The 20,769-nt window shown below is 36.4% G+C and carries 18 protein-coding genes; 3 read left to right on the forward strand and 15 right to left on the reverse strand.

What is annotated here, in order from left to right; all coding sequences use genetic code 11:
- Positions 1-1,464: 1,464 nt before the first annotated feature.
- The 15 genes from rfbA to ACFOUY_RS01885 all read right to left on the reverse strand — a co-directional run bounded on the left by rfbA (position 1,465) and on the right by ACFOUY_RS01885 (position 18,076).
- Positions 1,465-2,325 carry a glucose-1-phosphate thymidylyltransferase RfbA gene (gene rfbA, locus ACFOUY_RS01815; RefSeq protein WP_378958734.1) on the reverse strand — a complete coding sequence of 287 codons (861 nt, stop codon included), beginning with the start codon at positions 2,323-2,325 and terminating at the stop codon, positions 1,465-1,467.
- Positions 2,326-2,383: 58 nt separating this feature from the next.
- Entirely contained in the window at positions 2,384-3,241 is an 858-nt protein-coding gene (gene rfbD / locus ACFOUY_RS01820; RefSeq protein ID WP_378958735.1) for a dTDP-4-dehydrorhamnose reductase, read from the reverse strand.
- Between the two features lies 1 nt (position 3,242).
- Positions 3,243-3,785: a dTDP-4-dehydrorhamnose 3,5-epimerase gene (rfbC, locus tag ACFOUY_RS01825; RefSeq protein WP_378958736.1), complete on the reverse strand. Its 543-nt coding sequence runs from the start codon at positions 3,783-3,785 to the stop codon at positions 3,243-3,245.
- Complete coding sequence (gene rfbB / locus ACFOUY_RS01830) at positions 3,785-4,837, reverse strand: dTDP-glucose 4,6-dehydratase (RefSeq protein WP_378958738.1); 1,053 nt, start codon at positions 4,835-4,837, stop codon at positions 3,785-3,787. The genes rfbC and rfbB overlap by 1 nt, the downstream gene beginning before the upstream one ends.
- Before the next feature lie 488 nt (positions 4,838-5,325).
- On the reverse strand, positions 5,326-5,889 hold the full coding sequence (locus ACFOUY_RS01835; RefSeq protein ID WP_378958804.1) for a DUF3109 family protein: 564 nt from the start codon (positions 5,887-5,889) through the stop codon (positions 5,326-5,328).
- The gene (locus ACFOUY_RS01840; protein WP_378958739.1) at positions 5,889-6,665 is read right to left on the reverse strand and encodes a DUF3108 domain-containing protein; all 777 of its coding nucleotides are present in this window, start codon (positions 6,663-6,665) and stop codon (positions 5,889-5,891) included. The genes ACFOUY_RS01835 and ACFOUY_RS01840 overlap by 1 nt, the downstream gene beginning before the upstream one ends.
- Positions 6,666-6,744: 79 nt before the next feature.
- Complete coding sequence (locus ACFOUY_RS01845) at positions 6,745-7,260, reverse strand: DUF2480 family protein (RefSeq protein WP_378958740.1); 516 nt, start codon at positions 7,258-7,260, stop codon at positions 6,745-6,747.
- A gap of 66 nt (positions 7,261-7,326) precedes the next feature.
- On the reverse strand, positions 7,327-9,411 hold the full coding sequence (locus tag ACFOUY_RS01850) for a peptidylprolyl isomerase (protein WP_378958741.1): 2,085 nt from the start codon (positions 9,409-9,411) through the stop codon (positions 7,327-7,329).
- A 132-nt stretch (positions 9,412-9,543) separates the two neighbouring features.
- Positions 9,544-10,122 carry a hypothetical protein gene (locus tag ACFOUY_RS01855; RefSeq protein WP_378958742.1) on the reverse strand — a complete coding sequence of 193 codons (579 nt, stop codon included), beginning with the start codon at positions 10,120-10,122 and terminating at the stop codon, positions 9,544-9,546.
- Complete coding sequence (locus ACFOUY_RS01860; RefSeq protein ID WP_378958743.1) at positions 10,122-11,411, reverse strand: hypothetical protein; 1,290 nt, start codon at positions 11,409-11,411, stop codon at positions 10,122-10,124. The genes ACFOUY_RS01855 and ACFOUY_RS01860 overlap by 1 nt, the downstream gene beginning before the upstream one ends.
- A 1-nt stretch (position 11,412) precedes the next feature.
- Entirely contained in the window at positions 11,413-12,147 is a 735-nt protein-coding gene (locus ACFOUY_RS01865) for a type III pantothenate kinase (protein ID WP_378958744.1), read from the reverse strand.
- A 125-nt stretch (positions 12,148-12,272) separates the two neighbouring features.
- Positions 12,273-13,253 carry a DUF6427 family protein gene (locus tag ACFOUY_RS01870; RefSeq protein WP_378958745.1) on the reverse strand — a complete coding sequence of 327 codons (981 nt, stop codon included), beginning with the start codon at positions 13,251-13,253 and terminating at the stop codon, positions 12,273-12,275.
- A 58-nt stretch (positions 13,254-13,311) separates the two neighbouring features.
- Complete coding sequence (locus ACFOUY_RS01875) at positions 13,312-14,301, reverse strand: glycosyltransferase family protein (protein WP_378958746.1); 990 nt, start codon at positions 14,299-14,301, stop codon at positions 13,312-13,314.
- A gap of 23 nt (positions 14,302-14,324) precedes the next feature.
- A complete protein-coding gene (locus tag ACFOUY_RS01880) occupies positions 14,325-15,179 on the reverse strand; it encodes a UDP-2,3-diacylglucosamine diphosphatase (RefSeq protein WP_378958747.1) in 855 nt (284 codons plus the stop codon).
- 389 nt (positions 15,180-15,568) lie between these two features.
- The gene (locus ACFOUY_RS01885) at positions 15,569-18,076 is read right to left on the reverse strand and encodes a YfhO family protein (RefSeq protein WP_378958748.1); all 2,508 of its coding nucleotides are present in this window, start codon (positions 18,074-18,076) and stop codon (positions 15,569-15,571) included.
- 132 nt (positions 18,077-18,208) lie between these two features.
- On the opposite strand from ACFOUY_RS01885, the gene ACFOUY_RS01890 reads away from it, so the two are divergent.
- From ACFOUY_RS01890 to ACFOUY_RS01900, 3 genes are all read left to right on the forward strand, one after another.
- Positions 18,209-19,294, forward strand: coding sequence for an alginate lyase family protein (locus tag ACFOUY_RS01890; RefSeq protein WP_378958749.1), 1,086 nt, complete (start codon positions 18,209-18,211; stop codon positions 19,292-19,294).
- Positions 19,295-19,340: 46 nt separating this feature from the next.
- On the forward strand, positions 19,341-19,847 hold the full coding sequence (locus ACFOUY_RS01895; RefSeq protein ID WP_378958750.1) for a GbsR/MarR family transcriptional regulator: 507 nt from the start codon (positions 19,341-19,343) through the stop codon (positions 19,845-19,847).
- A 105-nt stretch (positions 19,848-19,952) separates the two neighbouring features.
- A complete protein-coding gene (locus ACFOUY_RS01900; RefSeq protein ID WP_378958751.1) occupies positions 19,953-20,768 on the forward strand; it encodes a DUF393 domain-containing protein in 816 nt (271 codons plus the stop codon).
- The last annotated feature ends 1 nt before the right edge of the window (position 20,769 follow it).

Raw genomic sequence — 20,769 nt, forward strand, 5'->3', positions numbered from 1 at the left:
GAAAGCCAGCCTTTAGAAACTATTTTCCGCGAACTGCAGGAGCTTTTTCTAAAAAATACAATACCAATAAGAAATAACCGAACAAATCAAAGGAATAAGGATAAGCTCAGAGCCAGAGTGAAACCTAAAGTAAATAAAAATCAAAAAGATGCAATATAAAAATCCTTAACTTAATGACATTGGGCCTGGGCCACGTGGTTGTTAGCTAGATTGGCAGGATGGAGTGGATATAAATCTCATGGTCCACCAGGATATATCACAATCAAAGAGGGGTTAGATAAGTTTAACCAACAATTTATAGTTTACGCGCAAATAATGGAATATAAAGATGTGTGTAAAGATTAGCTCCAAAGAGGGGATAGCATGGCGCAGAAAAGTCTATAGGGCTTGGGGTGACAATTGATTGGAGCAGATGAAAGAGATTGCTTTGGCTCGCTCAATTCCAGGCCTCGCAATGACGAGTTATGGTTAGTGTCCTTCGACTCCGCTCAGGATGACATAAATGTTTTTAGGCAGTGGGTTCCCGGCATAGAAGATTTTGGAAGCAGAAAGCAGTGAAATCTGTGCAGTTGTTTACGGCTTGCACAAACAAGGGAATTTGCAGCTGCAACGGAATGTGATTAGGGATAGCCTCAAATTACCGCTCACGAGATTTCGCTAGCTTAATGCGACAAAAGATTCAAGCCTTGGGTTTTTGGTCCTTTTTGGGCCAAGCCAAAAGGACTAGGTCTTCGCCGCCAATGAGGCGAGGCAAGCACAGAGTGTGGGGTAAAAGAAATATAGAAAAATCGTGCTCGTACAAGCTAAGCACGACAAATGATTTGAGGAACGAGAAAGGTTGCCATGACTCGCTCAATCCCGGGCCTAGCAATGACGGTCTAGCAGATGAAGAACCTATATTAAAGATAAATCCTCCCCCTACCCCCTCCAAAGGGGGATAGCATGGCGCAGAAAAGTCTATAGGGCTTGGGGTGGCAATTGATTGGAGCAGATGAAAGAGATTGCTTTGGCTCGCTCAATTCCAGGCCTCGCAATGACGAGTTATGGTTAGTGTCCTTCGACTCCGCTCAGGATGACATAAATGTTTTTAGGCGGTGGGTTTCTGGCATAGAAGATTTTGGAAGCAAAAAGCAGTGAAATCTGTGCAGTAATTGACAGTTTTCACTAACAAGGGAATTTGCAGCTGCAAGGGTATGTGTGTGGTCTAGCCTCAAATTACCGCTCACGAGATTTCGCTAGCTTAATGCGACAAAAGATTCAAGCCTTGGGTTTTTGGTCCTTTTTGGGCCAAGCCAAAAGGACTAGGTCTTCGCCGCCAATGAGGCGAGGCAAGCACAGAGCGTGGGGTAAAAATCGTGCTTGTACAAGCTAAGCACGACGCAGAAAAGTCCGCAGTGACGGACTAATTCCAAAGCGTGAGGGGGTATAAAACAAAAAAGCAACCCAAGGTTGCATTAATTTAAATTATTTAATTTGTTTGAGTAAATAAGCACCATAACCACTTTTAACTAATGGAGTTGCTATTGCCCTAAGCTGCTCTGCATTGATAAAGCCCATGCGGTAGGCAATTTCTTCTATACAACCTATTTTTAAGCCCTGGCGTTCTTCAATAATTTGAACAAACTGTCCGGCTTGCATTAATGAGGTAAAAGTTCCAGTATCTAGCCAGGCGGTACCACGAGATAAAACGCCAACTTTTAAAGTACCTCTTTCTAAATAAACTTTATTAATATCTGTAATTTCGTATTCTCCACGAGGAGAGGGTTTAATGTTTTTAGCTATCTCAACAACTTCGTTATCGTAAAAATATAAGCCGGGTACAGCGTAATCTGATTTTGGTTTTTCAGGTTTTTCTTCGATTGAAATTGCATTTTTATTTTCATCAAATTCGACAACACCATAGCGTTCCGGATCAGAAACCTGATAGGCAAAAACAACGCCCCCTTGCGGATCTGAACTGGCTTGTAGTAATTTCGCCATTCCATCGCCATGAAAGATATTATCACCCAAAACCAGTGCAACTTTGTCCTTTCCAATAAACTCTTCGCCAATTACAAAGGCTTGCGCCAAACCATTAGGCTCTGCCTGAACCGCATAACTAAATTTGCAGCCTAAAGAAGCTCCATCGCCAAGTAACTTCTCGAAATTTGGCAAATCGTGAGGGGTAGAAATAATTAAAATTTCTTTAATACCAGCAAGCATTAAAGTCGATAATGGATAATAAATCATCGGTTTATCGTAAACCGGCATCATTTGCTTGCTGCAAGCTAAGGTTAATGGATGTAAACGGGTTCCGCTACCACCGGCTAGTATTATGCCTTTCATATCTAGATATTAAATTTGAGATTTGAGGTATTCTCAAATCTATGCTTCGTTAAAATTATTATTTATTTAATTGTTTAATACAGTCGACCAAACTATCTCTCCAGTAAGGAATTTCTATATTAAAAGTAGATTTTATTTTTGATTTATCCATAACAGAAAAGGCAGGGCGCCTGGCTTTTGTAGGATAGGCCGACCCAGGGATTGGATTAACCTTAACCGAAGTTTTACTGATATCAAATATGGCTTTTGCAAAATCAAACCAGGAGGTTACCCCTTCATTACTATAGTGGTAAATACCGTAGATTTTACTTTCAGATTCGATGATATCAAAAATTGCATTCGCCAAATCGATAGCATAAGTGGGTGTACCCACCTGGTCCGCTATAACACCCAATTCATCGCGTTCAGCACCAAGTTTCAGCATGGTTTTCACAAAATTATTTGCATATTCCGAATACAGCCAGCTTGTACGAAGGATAAAATAGGCTTCCAGGATATCGGTTACTGCTTTTTCTCCATCCAGTTTGGTTACACCGTAAACATTTATCGGATTTGCAACATCATCCTCTTTCAAAAGTTTAACCTCATTGCCTTCAAACACAAAATCGGTTGAAACATGAACTAAGGCAACTCCATTTGCCTTACAGGCCCGGGCTAAATGAGCTGCCCCTGTTTCATTAACTGCTTTCGATAAATCAACTTCATCTTCAGCTTTATCTACAGCAGTGTAGGCCGCACAATTAATAACAAATTGTGGTTTCTCTTTTTCAAGAAGCGTATTTAAGAGTTCCTCATTCAGGATATTGGCTTCCTGCTCTATAGGAAATACAATTTCAGAAATGCCACGACGCTCTGCAACTGTTCTAAGGCATTGCCCCAGCTGTCCACCAGCGCCAATTACTACGATTTTGCTCATATTATTTTAGAGAAGAAAAACTGTTTAAGATTAAATCTTTTTCCGAAACAGCTTCTTTATCAAATGGAATCATCCAATCGATAGCTAAGTCTTTATCGTTATACATCACCCCAATTTCTGAAGCTTTGTTATAGAAATTATCGCATTTATAGAAAAACTCAGCGGTTTCGCTTAAAACTGAAAAGCCATGTAAAAACCCACGCGGTACATATAGTTGCAGTTTATTTTCTGCACTTAGTTTTACCGAAATGTGCTGCCCATAGGTGGGCGAACCCGGGCGTATATCTACCGTAACATCTAATACCTCGCCTTTTATTACCCTAACCAATTTAGCCTGTGCAAACTCACCCGATTGGGCATGAAGCCCTCTGATAACACCATAAGAAGAGAAAGACTGGTTATCCTGAACAAACTCGCCAGACATCCCTGTTTTGTCTTCAAAAGTTTTTTTATTGAAGCTTTCAAAGAAATAACCCCTCGCATCTTCAAAAACCCGGGGTTTGATAATTACACAATCCTTTAATCCTGTTTCCTGAATCTCCATTATTTAGTATTGTATTGCTGTTGGTAATAAGATTGATAGTTCCCGGAAGTAACATCATTTAACCAACCCTCATTTTGAAGATACCAGTCTACCGTTTTGGCTAAACCTTCCTCAAATTGAAGACTAGGTACCCAATCTAATTGATTTTGCAATTTCGAAGAGTCGATTGCATAACGTAAATCATGCCCGGCTCTGTCGGTTACATAGGTAATTAATTTAGCAGATTCACCTGCTTCACGTCCTAATTTCTGATCCATTATGCTACAAAGCAGGTTAATCAGATCGATGTTTTTCCATTCATTATGACCGCCGATGTTATAGGTATCTCCGGTTTTAGAATTGTGGAAAATCACATCAATTGCACGCGCGTGATCTTCTACCCACAACCAATCGCGAACATTTTCGCCTTTGCCATAAACCGGAACCGGTTTATTATTTTTAATATTATTAATCGCAAGTGGAATCAATTTCTCCGGAAAGTGATGTGAACCATAGTTGTTTGAACAATTTGAAATGACGCAATCCATTCCGTAAGTATCGTGATAAGCACGTACGAAATGATCAGAACTAGCTTTCGATGCAGAATACGGACTATGTGGGTCATAAGCAGTTGTTTCTGTAAACATGCCTTCCTCACCCAATGCACCATAAACTTCATCTGTACTTACATGATAAAAACGCTTTTTATCATAATCACCTTTCCAGTATTCGCGTGCAGCATTTAATAAATTTACAGTCCCGATTACATTGGTAATTACAAATGCAGTAGGATCCGTGATTGATCTATCCACATGACTTTCTGCAGCCAAATGAATCACGGCATCAAAATGCTCCACTTTAAATAATTCATTCATCGTAGCCGCATCTGTAATATCTTCCTTAACAAATCTGTAATTAGGTTTATTTTCTATATCTGTTAAATTTGCTAAGTTTCCTGCATAGGTTAACTTATCAAGATTTACGATTTCGTACTGAGGATATTTATTTACAAAACGGCGCACAACATGTGAACCGATAAAGCCGGCACCACCGGTAATTAAGATTTTTTTCACTTTATGAGGATAAATGTTTTTTTCAATCCGCTAAAATAAGATAGATATTACACATAAACAACTTATTATGCTTTTTGACTTGGTCTTCATGACTGATTATTTCTTACAAAAATTTGGCAAACTATTTCCAAAACCTTATTGAAAACGGAGCACTTCGTGGTTCTCCGCTTAGCTCGAAAAGACGATTTAAGAAGTGAATAGTCAAGCTAATATTTAGTTTTCCAAGCGCTCAGGATGATAAGATTTGAATGAAGATTTTTGCAAAAATAGATTGCTTTGGCTCGCTCATACAAAGACCTCGCAATAACAAATTATAGTATCCTTCGGCTCCTTTCAGGATGATATATGTTTTAACCATCTAAGGAAACCTAAGCTTAAATGGACTCATATATTAAATGGTCAACTCTTAGTTTTTTACTAAAATTGATATTATAAATAAGATATTGATTGCATTAACGGAGTTATGCCCCAAATTAATCTGCTTTCAATTACATTGCTGCAACAGAACTTTCTAATTCCTTATACCACTCTTCACCATACTTACGGATAAGTGGTCCTTTTAAAAAGCTGTAAACGGGAACTTTCAATTCACGTCCAAAAGTACATGCATCGTGGCAAATGTGCCACCTGTCGTAATTTAAAACTTCAAACTCTGGGTATTTAGTAATTCGAATTGGATATAAATGACAGGAAATGGGCTTTTGCCAATCTACAATACCTTGTTCGTATGCCTTTTCAATGGCACATTTTGTTATGCCGCCTTCAAACAGCACGTATGCACATTCTTTATTTTTATCTACGCAAGGCGTGGTTAAATCACCATCTTCATCAACAACATAGGTGCCTTGCTCTTCTATTGCTTTTATGCCTTTTTCGTTTAAGAGGTGTTTAATTTTAGGATAAATCTCTTCCAGAATTGCTTTTTCATCATTATCCAATGGCGCACCAGAATCACCTTCAACGCAACAAATTCCTTTGCACTTACTTAAATTGCAAACAAAATTCTCTTTTAACACATCTTCGTGCACCAGCACTTGCTCAACTTCTATCATCATGACTCTTTTGCTAAAGCATATTTTAAACCCGAGGCAGATTTCAATTCCATCGTTACTGCACCAACTAAAATCTCAACCTGTGCTTTCACAGGCACTCTATTTCCATCATCGGTAACCCAAAGGTACAAACGACTATCCTTTTTAAAAATTCTACCTGGTTTAATCGAAGGACTAAATTTCAAGCATCGAATATTACCAAGTTTACTTTTAACTATTTCTTTCCCGATATATTCGATTTCGAGGGCAGAAATTTCATCTCCAAGAAAATAATTTAGTTTAAACTTATCGCCTGTTTTAAGTTTTGTTATATCAAGGCTTCGGGCAAAATAATAAGCAGATACTAAATCAAATGTTTGAGTAGTAGGCGTTGTAAAAGTTCCTCTATTCGATACTACTTTTTTGGCATCCTGGTTAAACCTTGCTTTATCTTGTCTTTTATAACTGGCTTCTCTTATATTTTCCTGATAGAAATAAGGTAACAAATCTGTTTTATCAATATAAGAATCGTAATGATCCCTTATTTTATAGAAAACATCAAATGTTCCGGAGGTTTGTGCATCAACGGTTAATTTATAGGTTGGTTTGTTATCAAATTTTAAATCAGAATTCTGAACTTTTATTGTTGCTTCTGCAGCGGTAATAAAGCCATATTTTAATTTATAGCTTAATACTTCACCTTCCTGGAAAACGGCATCTTTCTTTACGGGCAGCTGCTGCGCCGAAGCGATGAGCATACTGAGCGTAGCAGTTAAAATTAAAAATAACTTTTTCATTTGCTTTGTGTGTTTCAATTTTGTGAATATCTGCATAATAAACGATTCCTTTGCAGCCATCCTTACCTGATAACCAAAATTAATCTTTACGCTTGTATACGGGCACAGTTGAGCAAGGCTCGCCAAACATAATACTTTTAACTACAGGCGTTAATAAATTAGTAATTTCTACATAAGCAGAAACCGGAACCTCTATATCGCCACAACCTTTAACCACCACACGTTCATTGGCATAGGCTTGAGGATCGATTTTAGCCAATGCTTTGGTAAACAGCATAGCTTCCAAAGTATCGAGCCCACCGAATACAACTTCGTTGGCAAAAGGTTTTAATCGGTTTGCCAGTAACATATAAGCCCAGGTTGGCACAATGGCATCAGCAGAACAGATAATGGCTACGTTTTTATCCTGATACTGCGACCAGTCGTGTGTTTTAATAAATTCCCTGAAATCTTTCTCTCTAAGCATTAAACCATGAAAAAGGTTTTCTTTGATATCATAAACAACCCTTTCACCTGGATGATAATACTCTTCCAGATTTAAAGATATTAAACCACTATTTGCGACTTTATTAACGAAGTTTTCCTGAATTTCCATGGCGTTTAAATAAAAAAACCGTTCCGACTATACATCGGAACGGTTACAAAATTACGCAATTTCTAATTAATAGAATTTCACGCGATTGTCTTTTATCTTAGCATTATCTTGTAAAGCTTGGAAAGCTGCTCCTAAAGAACGCTGACCTAAATTTAACATCATCGTTTCTTTTTGCTTAAACATGTTTGCAATTGGTGCAGGATTTGAGAATCCATCAACAGTGAAAACATATACGCCACGTTCGCCATTTACCGGAGTTGAAACTTTACCTGGTTGAGAACCGAATACTGAGCCTACTAATGTATTTTCCTGAGCAACACCCGGAATAATAGGGTTTGCAAAAACAATGTTTTGAACGGGCATTACAGTACGGCCAACTTTAGAGGCAATTTGCGCTAAACTGCCCTTACCAGCACTTTCAAATTTGGCTTTTAATAATTTTGCTTTCGCAGCATTAAGCACCATTGGCTGGATTTCTTTTTTAACAGCCTCTAATGGTAATGTACCTTTAGGTTTAACATCAGTTAAGTGTGCTACAACATATCCATCGCCCATGGTGTAGATTTCAGGTAAAACATCACCTTTATCTGCAGCATAAGCAGCCTGAATTAGTTTACGAGGGTTATCTAAACCTGGAGCGAAACCTTGGGTTGCTGTAATTTTATCTGCTACAGAAACTTTCAATTTATCTTTCTCTGCTAATTTAGCAAAGTCATTTCCCTTAACATCGGCTAAGAAATTACTTGCCGCTTTATATGCTGCTGCTTGTGTTTTACTACTTGCCGCTAAAGATTTCTCTACATAGGCTAACTTAGCTACTTTAGAAGAACCAATTTGTTTTTCAATTTTAATTAAGTGAATACCGAACTGAGATTTAACAACTTTTAAATCTCCGGTACTGCCGTCGAACGCAGCGTTCTCAAATTCTGGAACCATTGCACCACGAGCAAATGTACCAAGCTCACCACCTTTATCTTTAGAACCATCAACACTATATGTTTTAGCTAACTCAGCAAAACTGCCGCCTTTAGAAACTAAACCCTTTAAAGAATCTGCTAATTTAACTGCATTCTCTTCGCCACCAACTTTAGCCGGGTCGATTAAAATGTGACTTGCTTTTACTGAATCTGGAGAGAAGCGACTTGAAACAACCTTAATTACTTTGTAAGAATTGCCTGATAAAGCGGGGCCATAAAAACTACCTGCAGGTAAAGAGAACACAGCCGAATCAATTGCAGGATCTAATTTTCCTTTTGGTAAATAAGTGTATGGAACTTTAACATCAGAATTAATTGCTGCGAAAAGCGAATCGTTTGCTGCTACTTTGAAATCGGCGGCAATTTTTTCGATTTGTGCCTTAACTGCTGCAGAATCTGCTTTAGTTGGTTTGATACTGAAAGCAACATATTCGAAAGTACGTGTTTCTGAAGGGTTGTTAAAGCGTGCCTTGTTTTGATCGTAGTATTCTGAATAATCAGCATCTGTTAACTTAACAGAAGCATCAGAAATACTTGTATAATCAAGATTAACGTATTTAAAGTTAGCCAGTTTGTTACGGTTAGTATACTCATCAGTTGCTTCTAAAGAAGTAACATAAACCGAATTGCGGATTAAGTTTGAATATTTTTGTTGTAATGTTTGGTTTTTAACCTCGGTTTGTAACATGGCAGACTGGCTTTGTGCCTGCGGCTCTTTAGATTTCAAAAAGCTGTTTAACTGCATACGATCCAACTGACCTGTTTGAGGGTTGGTAAAGTATTGTTTAATTAGAGGACTTGGATTTTGACCAACTAACAAGTCAACCAATTCATCCTCAGATACGGTTAAACCTAAACGTTCGTATTCTTTATTTAACAATACGTTGGCTAATTCTGCATTCCATGCCTGATCTACAGCCATTGCCTGCATTTGTGCATTTGCACTACCGCCATATTGTTGTTTAAATTGATTTAAACCTTGCTCTACTTTTGGCCCGAAATCATCAATACTGATATCATTTCCATCAACCGAACCTACTGTTTTTTGGTTAGCGGCCCAAAAAGGCTTACCCACGTTAATTGCATCACCTACTAAAAATGCAACAATTGCAAAACCAATAGCAAACACAAGTATATAGCCTGCACGGTTACGCAAAAATGTCATTAATCCCATATTGTACTTTATATTATTTAGTTTTTTTTAAGAGGGCGCAAGATACAAATTTGCCTCAAAAAAGAAAACACAAAATTTTATTTATCAACTGTTTAATTTTTAAGCAAATAGCGAAGCAAAAAAAAGGCTTTTTTAAGGCACAATTTCGTCCTTTAATACCGCCTGACCCGTAGCTGTATTTATTGTATAGGTACTAAAATCCTGTGGTGCTTCGAAATCTATGCCGTTGAGAATATTGCCATCGGTCGTTTTGATTGTAACGTTCTGTTTAGAGAAAAAAATTTTTTTTGATTCATCCCAGATGAGCTCCTCGGATGAAAAGGTATCGCCTTTGGCATTTTTTACAATTACATTCTTTCTGAAAAAGGTTTTCATCTCCTGATCACGCCTGATGGCATAATCGCAAATCAATGTACCATCAACAACCCCAGGCTGGTTAACATTGAAAAAATCAATTTTAACGCCTTTAATCATTTCCTGATAAGAGCCCCCGTTATCTGTGGTAACCTTATCCATAATTGGCGCATTACCTTTTGCTTTAACACGGGCAGAGTCGCTGTAGATGATTTCGACACCTAGTGTCCGATCTCGGTTTAAAACAACTTTCTGATTACTAATCGCACTTGCTTTTTTAAGGTCATCATCTCCACAGGAAACCAAAAATAATGGTACCCCAAGAACAAAGCCATATAAAAATGCCTTTAATGTCATTAATCTACCCTGTACTTACGGAACCAGGTATCGTTTAAGGTAAAGCCTAAATGGAAGTTTATGAATTTCTCTTTAACCAGGTTATTGGTAAGTGTGCCTCGCTGGCCAAATTCTGTTGTAAAGTTAATTTTGTAAAAAGACAGGCCATTAGCAGAAGGAAGAGGAAAACCAAATCCTAATGAAGCGCCCATTTGTTTAATATCCTGATTACCTATCTTGATATAGGTTTTATCATAATTGAAACCTAAGCGATAATCAACACGCTTAAAATAACTATTATAAGAGGTAATGTCTGGTGTAAACTGGCCACCAATTGATGCACCATAACTATTTTGTAAGCCCTGATTAACATTATTAATGCTAACATCAGACCATTTGCTTGTTCTAACATCGGCTCCGATTAACCATTTATCTGTTTGCTGTATCGAAATACCAAAATTATGAGACATGGGCAGCTTAATGCTTGATTTAGCGCTTATCACAGAATTTAGAGTATCTAAGGCGGTATTTTCATTACCATTTACATCTCGTGTATAAACGGTTGCGAAGTAAGATTGGTTTGAGTTTATTTTACCAGAGCTACTACCTGAATAACCTAAAGTAACAACTGTTTTAGGCGCAATATTAAAATTATACTGTATCCCGTAAGAGTAGTTTAAACCACCTACACTGTTCTTGTTTTGTAGTTTTGAATTTAAGGCTCCAGCATCAGCATATTCAGTTGCTCTGGTTGTAATCAAATTACCAAAGATATATTCTAGGTTACCACCAATGCTTAAGTGATCGCCAAAACGATGACCATATCCAAAATATGCTTTAGATAAACCGCCTTCACCTTCGTAAAGCTGATCAACGGACATCGTATCTATTTTAACCGAATTTTTATAACTATAACCTAAATCAGAATATGGTAAAATACCAAAACTAATAGCCGAGCGTCTGCTAACAGGAATTGCAAATGCAAGATGACTAAAGGTTGAATTGAATTTGCTTTCTTTTACATCTCCTCTTGATAAACTGCTTAAATTAGCGCTCATACCAAGATCGATTGTTGTTAGTGTTATACCAGAATACGATGCCGGGTTTTGCATGTTAATGTAATTAAATCCATTAACCTTATTTACTGCGGTAGAAATACCACCCATTGCCCTAAGTTGCGGAAGTAAAGAACCTTTAACATTTCCAAACCCATATCTTGAATAAGGAGATGAAGTTGTAACCTGTGCCTGAACACTGAAACCACAAACTAGAACGAGTATGGCTGTAATATAATTTATTCTTTTGTACATTTTAATCTGCAATAGCTTCATTTAATCCTTTTAATACCAAGTAAGGATCTTTAATTATTTGAGGCGCAAAGATGCTGTTTTGTAATTGCTTAAACAAAAAAACGGCATCACCACCTGTTATAATAACCTTTAAGGCACTTTCTTTTATATTATTTAGGGCAATAAACCCTTCAATTTCATTAATAACCCCTTGCAAGACACCATTTTTTATGGCCGTTTCCGTATTTTCTCCTTCGGGTATCTGGTCTTCTTCGCTCCAGCTTACCAAAGGTAAACGCCCGGTAAACTCGTGTACCGCTTTAAACCGCATGGTAATCCCGGGGCTAATACTTCCGCCGAAATATTCACTTTTTTTATTTAGCAAATCGTAGGTAATGCAAGTTCCTGCGTCAATTACCAAACAAGCTTGTTTTTCAAAAATTCCATTAGCGCCTAAAACAGCCGCCCATCTATCCAAACCTAATGTAGCAGTCGTTTTATATTTATTCTGCACACCATTACCCAGTAAGGCCGAAAAACGAATATATTCTGTTTTTTGCTTTAGAAAATCCTCCAGTTGAAGGATTTCTTCATCGACGGTACTGATTATCGATTTTTTAATTTCAAACTCTGCAAGTAAAGGTTTTAAATCATCAACCGTAATTTTACTAATCCGTTGATAAAATATAATTTCCTTACCTGAAAAAACGGCAATTTTTGTGGTAGTATTACCTATATCAATACTTAAATTATGCATTTATCTAAATAAGAATCGATTATCTGATTATCACAAATATGTATTAATAATTGCAAAACTCCACAATCATGGCACAAAGCTATTAATCTTTACCAAGTTTCGAGGTATCATTTTGTTAAAAAAGGTTAAACAAACAGAAAGTACTGCACAGAAACTACAAACAGTAAAAATAGTGTTTCGTAGAACCACCGCTTTTTTGCGTTACTAAAATAATACGCTAAAAGTACAGCTCCAGGAGGCACACAAAGCAGGAAATGCCAAATACGAAAATTAGGCTTTAGGTAAAAACATACAGCAGATACTAAAAACATGAAGAATAGCATTTGAAAACCTTTTCTTGTACTGATAAAACTCCTGAAAAAGTTTTCCCGAAGTTGTAAAGAAGCCAAAATAATAATTACCGCTACCGGAATCAAAACCAGGTAATCGTTATAATTTATTTTAAAAACAGAAGGGAACTTATTCCCAAGTGGTTTCCATATCTGATAAAATGAGTTTAAATTATCTTTCCAGTAATAAAACACAGCAAGAAAAAAGAATACCGTTAAAAAGCCGATCAAACCAGCTACCCACTCCCGCCAGTTAAAAGAACGAAAAAGTAAAAGCGAAAGAAAAATCATTAATAACATGGCCATAAATGGAAAATAAATTAATGTTCCAATGGCGATAATCATTCCGATATCAAATACAGTAGTTATAGCATTTGGGCTTTTGCTTAGCTTTAAAAACTTATCAATTATCCATATTAAAAAGAAATTGCACACTAAGGCAGGTGTTAAAATCATAAAAGGCAGAAACAAACTTGCTCCTGTTATGTACATTAATGCTGGCAGAAAACTTGGTTTTGTCAGTAAATTATGATTGTTAATTATCCTGTTAAAAATTAAAGCTTGAATAAAAACAAGAATAGCGGCAAAGAAAATGTTTGCAGAAGCTGAGAATGCATTTTCTAAATCAATAGAAATTAATAACCTGGCAAAAGGCTCAAGGAAATCGAAGTTCAGATGGGCCGGTGTTTCATAAAAAATGACAATACGCATCACAAATGTGTAAGCCAATAGCAAAATGAGGTTAACCGGATTTAATTTTCTGAACTGATTAATCATGCCTTTTTTAAGAGTAGGCAAAGTAAAGATAAAAAGCTGAAAGCTGAAAGGCTAAAACTTAAACTCTTGCGTATTTCTTAACCATATCGTCGATGATTTGCGCAGTTTCATCCGGAAAATCAAATTGATGTTTCTGAGGATTTGAAACCCAATCTTTAATTATTGGGAGCCACTTTTTATTGCTACCCCAGATAACCGGCAACCCTAGTTGCTTTAGGGCATAAGCGTTGCACTGCTGTTCAAATTGAAACCGCATTGGTGCTACAAGTAGTTTCTTGCCTAAATAAAGTGCTTCAGATGGTCCTTCGAAACCTCCTCCCGTTAAAAGTCCCTCGCAGGTTGCCAAACTTTTATTAAACTTTTCATTGTTAACAGGCTCTACAAAAACATTTTCTTCCTGATAAGCTTCTTTGTTATGCTTAGAAAAGACCTGCCATTTAACCCCGGGAATTTGTATCAAAAGTTTAACGAGTCTTTTATCATCTATAGCAGGCAGGTAAACGGTATAATGTCCTAAATTTTCGCTTTTTAAGCTTCTAATTTCTGCTCTGATAACCGGGGTATGAATAAAAGTATCGTACCTATCGAAATGGAAACCAATATGATATTTTGTTGGGGCGTAATGACTTAAAATAACCTTTCCCCAATCTATAGTTTTAGGCCGGGGCACCTTTTTTGATTTAAATGCGGCTTGATGGCTTAGTGACACACACTCCACACCTTGCAGTTTACATGCCCAGGCACTAACAGGTTCAAAATCGTTTACGATGAGGTTATAGTCTTTTACCGGAATTTGCTTCATGTCTTTTCTAAAACGGAAAAGATTCATACTAAGCCATGTTTTGAAATGATCTACGCCACCCTTTTTACCGAAAATAAAGCTGAAACCATGCAACTGATATTTAACGGGTTGGCTCAGTTTTACATCAGCCTGTGTTCCGCTGACTAAAATATCAACTTCGCCGTATTTTTGAAGTAAGGGAATAATTTCCCTTGCCCTGCTGATGTGACCGTTTCCGGTTCCCTGTATTGCGTAAAGTATCTTCATTTATTAAAGCCGAATATCTAAAATTATCGGGCAATTTCATACTTTATGTTCTGTAAAAGTAAATTAATATCTAATTTACTTTTCAAATCTTCCGCATCAGATAAAATTCCTTCATCAACTTCATCCTTAACAAAGTCTTTATGTTCATACTTGAAAATGCTCCATTTTTGCTCATTATATTCAAGCGCAGTTAAACTTTCTACCCAATCGCCACTATTTAAGTAAGTAACTTTCCCATTATCTACATTAATTTCTCTTTTCTCTGGTTGATGGATGTGACCGCAAACTACATATTCATATCCCTTTTCCACCGCCAGTTCTGCGGCAACTTGTTCAAAACTGTTTATGAACTTAACGGCATCTTTAAACCTAGCTTTTATCTTTTTGGAAAAACTCATTTTCTCTCTTCCAAAAGCGTTAAGCAGCCAATTCACAAAGCTGTTAATCAAAATTAGCGTATCATAACCAACCGCACCCATTTTAGCTAACCATTTAGAATGCTGCATGGTTACATCGAAAACATCGCCATGAAAAAACCAGGCTTTCTTACCATCGAGTTCCATAATTAATTTATTACCCAAATGGAATGAGCCCATTTCCATTCCATCGAACTTCCTCAGCATTTCGTCGTGGTTACCAGTTAAATAATGAACCTCAACACCCTCTGATACAAATTTCATCAGTTTACGAATCACTTTCATGTGCGACTCGGGCCAGTAACTTTTACTGAACTGCCAGATATCGATAATATCTCCGTTTAAAATAAGCGTTTTAGGCTTAATGCTTTTTAAATATTTTAAAAGCTCTTTAGCATGGCAACCATAGGTACCCAAATGCACGTCGGATATAACGACTACATCGACATTTCTTTTATCCATAAAAGGGAATTTTTAGGGGAGCGAATTTTATTACCGCCTGAATTAAGCAGTTTAAACAGATTGAAGCTATGTTACCACTCTTCTTCCTCATCGAGTTTTACCTCAAAGGGGCTAAAAAAATAAATAATAACAATCAATAGACAGATGGCAAAAAATGATTCCAACATAATATCTGATTTATAATACAAATGTAAGACACTGTTTATCAACCAAATGTTACGGGACTGTTAAATTTTTCACTAAAGTGATAAAGTATGTTAAAGTTGCTTTAAAATGATTAATTACCAGATTTACGAATTACTGAATTTTAAATACAATTTTTGGAATTCCGATAAATAAAAAAAGCCCATAAACGATGCTTATGGGCTTTAAAATACTATAAAGGAAAACTAAGCTTTTACTGCTTTTTTCTTTTTGTTTTCTGTGTAAAAACCAAAGCCTAATCCTACAACTAAAAGAATTGAACCAGCTAACGAAATATTTTCGCCAACGTAATAAGAAGTTGGGTGGAATATAAACTCTAATTTATGATTTCCAGCTTCTAACTGGGCTGCACGTAAAACGTAATCGGCCCTGAAATAAGGTTTTTCTACACCATCGATGTACATTTTCCAGCCTTTGTTGTAGTAAATCTCAGAAAAAACTGCAATCACGTCTTTAGCGGTAGAATATTCATATGTCAAGTGATCTGGAGTATAATTCGTTAGCTTGATAAAACCCTCCTGTCCTGTACCTAAAATCTTGCTGTCCATTAAGCCTTTGTAGCTCTGATCTACTATTGCCTCTTTTTTGGCATCAAAACTACTAATGGCCTTCATTTCTTCATCAGAATTTTTAACATATTGTACACTTTCTACAAACCATGCATTACCACAAGCAGTAGCATTACGTTGCATTTTGTAAGAACCAGTCTGCTGATCTTGCGTAATTATGTATTTGGTATTCAACATATCCAAAACATCCTGGTTAATGCTTTTTGTTAATTGGTTATCAACTAATTCCTGAAAACGCTTTAACCTTGCCGAATGAAAACCACCAACCGTTTTATGAAAATATGAGGTTTCTGCACTTTTAAATGGATCGCCAAGTGTTAAATCGAAAACCCTGAAATTTGGATCCTTATCTGCCGATATAAAATTATCTACATCTCTTGCTTTGTAATGGTCAGTCAAATCCGATTTATTAACAAAGTTTTGATTGTTTAAATAGCGACGATCAACTTGCCATAAATCTATTAATACCGCTAAAGCCAACAAACCAAAAACAAGTTGCATATTCATCTTTTTGGTTATAAAAGCCCAGATTAATCCAAATCCAATAGCAACGAATAAAAGCGTACGCAAGGCATCGGCTCTTGCTAAAGAAACCCTATCGGCAACAATTGCATCGGTAATTTTAGCGGTAAGTGCCGCATTGTTTTGGGTAATTTGATTTAACCAGGCAGTAACCTCTCCTTGGTTTGAGCTTCTGAAACCAAAAAATACTGTTGGTGCAATTACAATTATTAATGCGAAACCACCAGTTATTGCAGCAGACCAGGTTAATCTTTTAACTAAATATTTTTGGTCGTAAGCTCCATCCTGAGCCTCTTTAATCGCTAAAATCGCTAATAAAGGAACCAATAAGCCAACAACAGCCAAGATAGATTCTACCGCTCTGAATTTATTGTAGCCTGGCAAATAGTTAAAGAACAAATCGGAAACTAACGGAAAATTAGAGCCAAATGAAAGTAATAGCAATAGAACACTTGTACCTAAAACCCACCATTTCCAGCGATGCTTTACAATAAATAAGCCGAAAACAAAAAGAAGACAAATGATAGAACCAAAATAATACGGCCCGGAAGTACCTGGCTTATCTCCCCAATATTGCGAGCCAACATTTTGAGCGATTGCGTTAACGGCTTGTCCGGTATTTTCACCATAAATTGGCCCTAATGCATTAGAAACAGTTCCGTCTTGCAAAATTTTAACAAATTCCCCTTTTGGATCTAAAGCACCGCCACTAGCGCCGCCATATAAATTTGGCACAAGAAAAGTAAAACTTTCTCCAACACCCTGACTCCATTGATATGCGTATGCTTTATCCAAACCATTTGCTGGTTCAGCTTTATCTGTTGTAAGGTTCGATTTACCACGAATTGTTTCGTTACCATATTCGTAGGTTGTCCATAAAGTACCTGCATTTACTAAAACGGCCAGAAAAATACCTCCAAAAATAAAGGCTACAGATTTACCAAATGCAGGTAGTTGTTTTGCCTTTTTTGCATGATATAATTCAATACACCCCAAAATAAACAACGCAATAAACAAATAATACGTCATCTGGATGTGATTTGAGCGAATTTCTAATGCCATAAACAAGGCTAATAAACTTCCGCCAACTAAATATCGGCCTCTTAGTGTTAAAATTATAGAAGCTAAAATAGGAGCAAAAAAGCCGATAGCTAAAGCTTTATTACTATGCCCGGCGGCAATTATGATAAAATTATAAGAGGTAAATGCAAATGCAACCGCACCAGCGGCTGCAAGCCATGGGTTTACTTTTAAAACACAAAAGAGTAAATAAGCCCCTAATAGGTAAAGCAATACCGTTCCAACCGGATCAGGAAAAACACCTTTAATTACATCGATACCATAAGTTGTAATATTTAGGGGATATTGAACCCAAATTTGATATGCAGGCATGCCACCAAACATTTGGTTAGTCCAAAGCGGTCCTTTTCCGGTTGCTTCTTTAACATCCATAATCTCTTTTTGCATAGCCTTGGCCTGCAAAACATCGCCCTGCATTGGCGCTTTACCCTGCAAAACAGGACTGAAGTAGGCAAAGCAAATGACTACAAAAATTGCAATAATGGCTAAATGGGTGCCATTGTTTTTAAACCAGTTATTCATTAAGGGTTGTTTAAGTTTAAACGAATGTCAAAAATAAAAAATTGAACGGTATATTAAAGGAATAAATTGAAAGCCTTCGCATTAAAAAATTTAGATTTGTTTAAACATCGTATAAACAATTTAATAAGCCGCATGAAAACATTGTTTTTATCAGTAATTTTTAGTCTTTTGCTATCACCTGTTTTTGCACAAGTAGTAAGTTTAAATCCTTCTGAAATTAAACGCCTAAAGATTGAAATCAGCAAAGATGAAAAAACAAAAAAGTTATATTCAAACTTTAAAAAAAATGCATCAAATTTCTTAAAAGAACAACCCAATCCTGTTGATACTATACGCACAGAAGGTTTATTGAAAGGCAATCCAAAAAAAGAAAAAACAAGTATCGCACTTAGGGATATGTATAAAATCTTTGCATTAGCATTAGAATACAAAATTAATGGCGATAAGAATTACCTAAATAAATCGGTTGAATTTCTAAAAGCCTGGGCAAAAACTAACCAGCCAAATGGCGATCCGATTGATGATACTAATTTGGATAAAGCAATTGAAGGTTTCGATTTAATTAAATCGGATTTAATGGATAATGATAGACTTTTAATTTCAGATTGGTTAAATCGTACCGCTTTAGCAGAGATAAATAGTAAACGAATGAATAGAAATGTGGGTACGGGCATAAATAACTGGAATGCACATCGCCTAAAAATTGTTGGGGAGATTGGTTATGCCTTAAATAATCAAGAATTTAAAAACTGGACAACTGACCGATTTAAAAAACATATTGAAGTTAATTTGAATGCCGACGGAACAAGTCTTGATTTTAAGGAACGAGATGCGATGCATTATCATATTTATGATTTGGAACCCATGTTAAAGCTGGCTTTACTAATTAAGCGTGCCAGAGGTGAAAATTTCTACACTTACGAATCTCCAAAAGGCGCTTCGATTAAAAAATCTGTTGATTGGCTTATTCCATACATTGAGGGAGAAAAACAGCATGAGGAGTATGTAAATACCACAGTTAAATTCGACCGGGATAGGGCAAAAAACAATGAACCTGGTTTTGCAGCAGGAACAATGTTTGAACCATTACTAGCTTTACCAGTTTTAAAACTCTCCGTTTATTTTGATAAAAAACAATCGGAACTACTTTCTAAAATAAATGTAAAAGGTAAAGATTGGGAGAAGATATTAAACGATATTAAGTTTCAGGAAAAATAAACTTTCAAAAAGTTTTGAAAGTTTAAAAAAATAATTATCTTTGTTTATGGAATTAGCGGCAGCGAAACTTAAATTTATAGAGGCTTGGGGCAAATTAGGCTCTGAGTGGGGAATCAATAGGACCATGGCACAAGTTCATGCCCTTTTATTAATTTCTTCTGTAGCGCTAACAACTGAAGAAATTATGGAGCAGTTGAGTATTTCCAGAGGAAATGCAAATATGACCCTGCGTGATTTAATAGGCTGGGGATTGATAGAAAAACAACATAAAGCTGGCGAAAGAAAGGAATATTTCTTTGCGGATAAAGATGTTTGGAATATAGCCCGTCAGGTTGCCAAAGAACGTAAAAAACGTGAGTTGGAGCCGGTTTTAAAAATTCTAAATGAGCTTTCGAACGTAACAGGCGACGAAAAAGACCCAGAATTTACAACCTTTAAAAAATCGGTAGCCGACATTAATAAGCTTGCAAACAATGCTGATAGAACTATAGAAACCATGCTAAAAGCCGAGGAAAGCTGGTTTTGGAGTTCAATATTAAAAGTATTTAAGTAAATATCAAGCCGAGCTATACTTAAGTAAGCATAAACAAAGCCCTGATCGGCTTTATTTTTTAAGACAAACTTTCAATTTTTACTGAAAATTTAAAAACTACATAAAATGAAAACGCTAGCCAACCATGTTATCCTGTTTGATAATGAATGTCCGATGTGTTTTGCCTACACCAAAGCCTTTACCAAATTAAAAATGTTACCAGCTAATGGTCGTGAAGCCTATCAGCAAATGCCCGCAGCTATTTGTCCTCTGGTAGATAAACAAAGAGCCGCTAATGAGATTGCACTTGTCAATACAGAAAATGGCGAAGTAATTTACGGCATTCCTGGTCTATTTAAAATTATTGGAAATGCAATGCCTGTTTTTAAGCCTTTGTTTGGCTTCGCTCCCTTCTTAGGGCTAATGAAAAAATTTTACGCTTTCATCTCTTACAATAGAAAGGTAATTATTCCGGCAGCAGTTAAAGAAAATACGATTCAGCCAGACTTTAAACTTCATTACCGCATTGCTTATTTACTTTTTACATGGTTTTTAACGGCATATATCTTAACCGCTTACGCTCATCTGTTAACTAACTTTGTTCCATTAGGAAATCAATATCGGGAATATTTAATCTGCGGCGGACAAGTGTTTTTTCAGGCAGCGATTATCTTATTCTATAAAAAAGATAAAATCTGGGATTATTTAGGCAACATGATGACAATTTCTTTCGCTGGCGCAATGCTACTTTTAATTCCATTAATAGTGGCAAAATATTTAGAAATTGAACCACTATCTTTCATAGCTTACTTTTTATTAACCGCAGGGCTTATGTTTTTAGAGCATTTACGCCGCAGCAAAATTTTAAAATTAGGCTTATTAATGAGCCTAACCTGGGTAATTTACCGATTAATTGTTTTGGCTTTAATCTTAGCACTTTAAA

The sequence above is a fragment of the Pedobacter jamesrossensis genome (genome assembly GCF_042650905.1).
Lineage (GTDB): Bacteria > Bacteroidota > Bacteroidia > Sphingobacteriales > Sphingobacteriaceae > Pedobacter > Pedobacter jamesrossensis.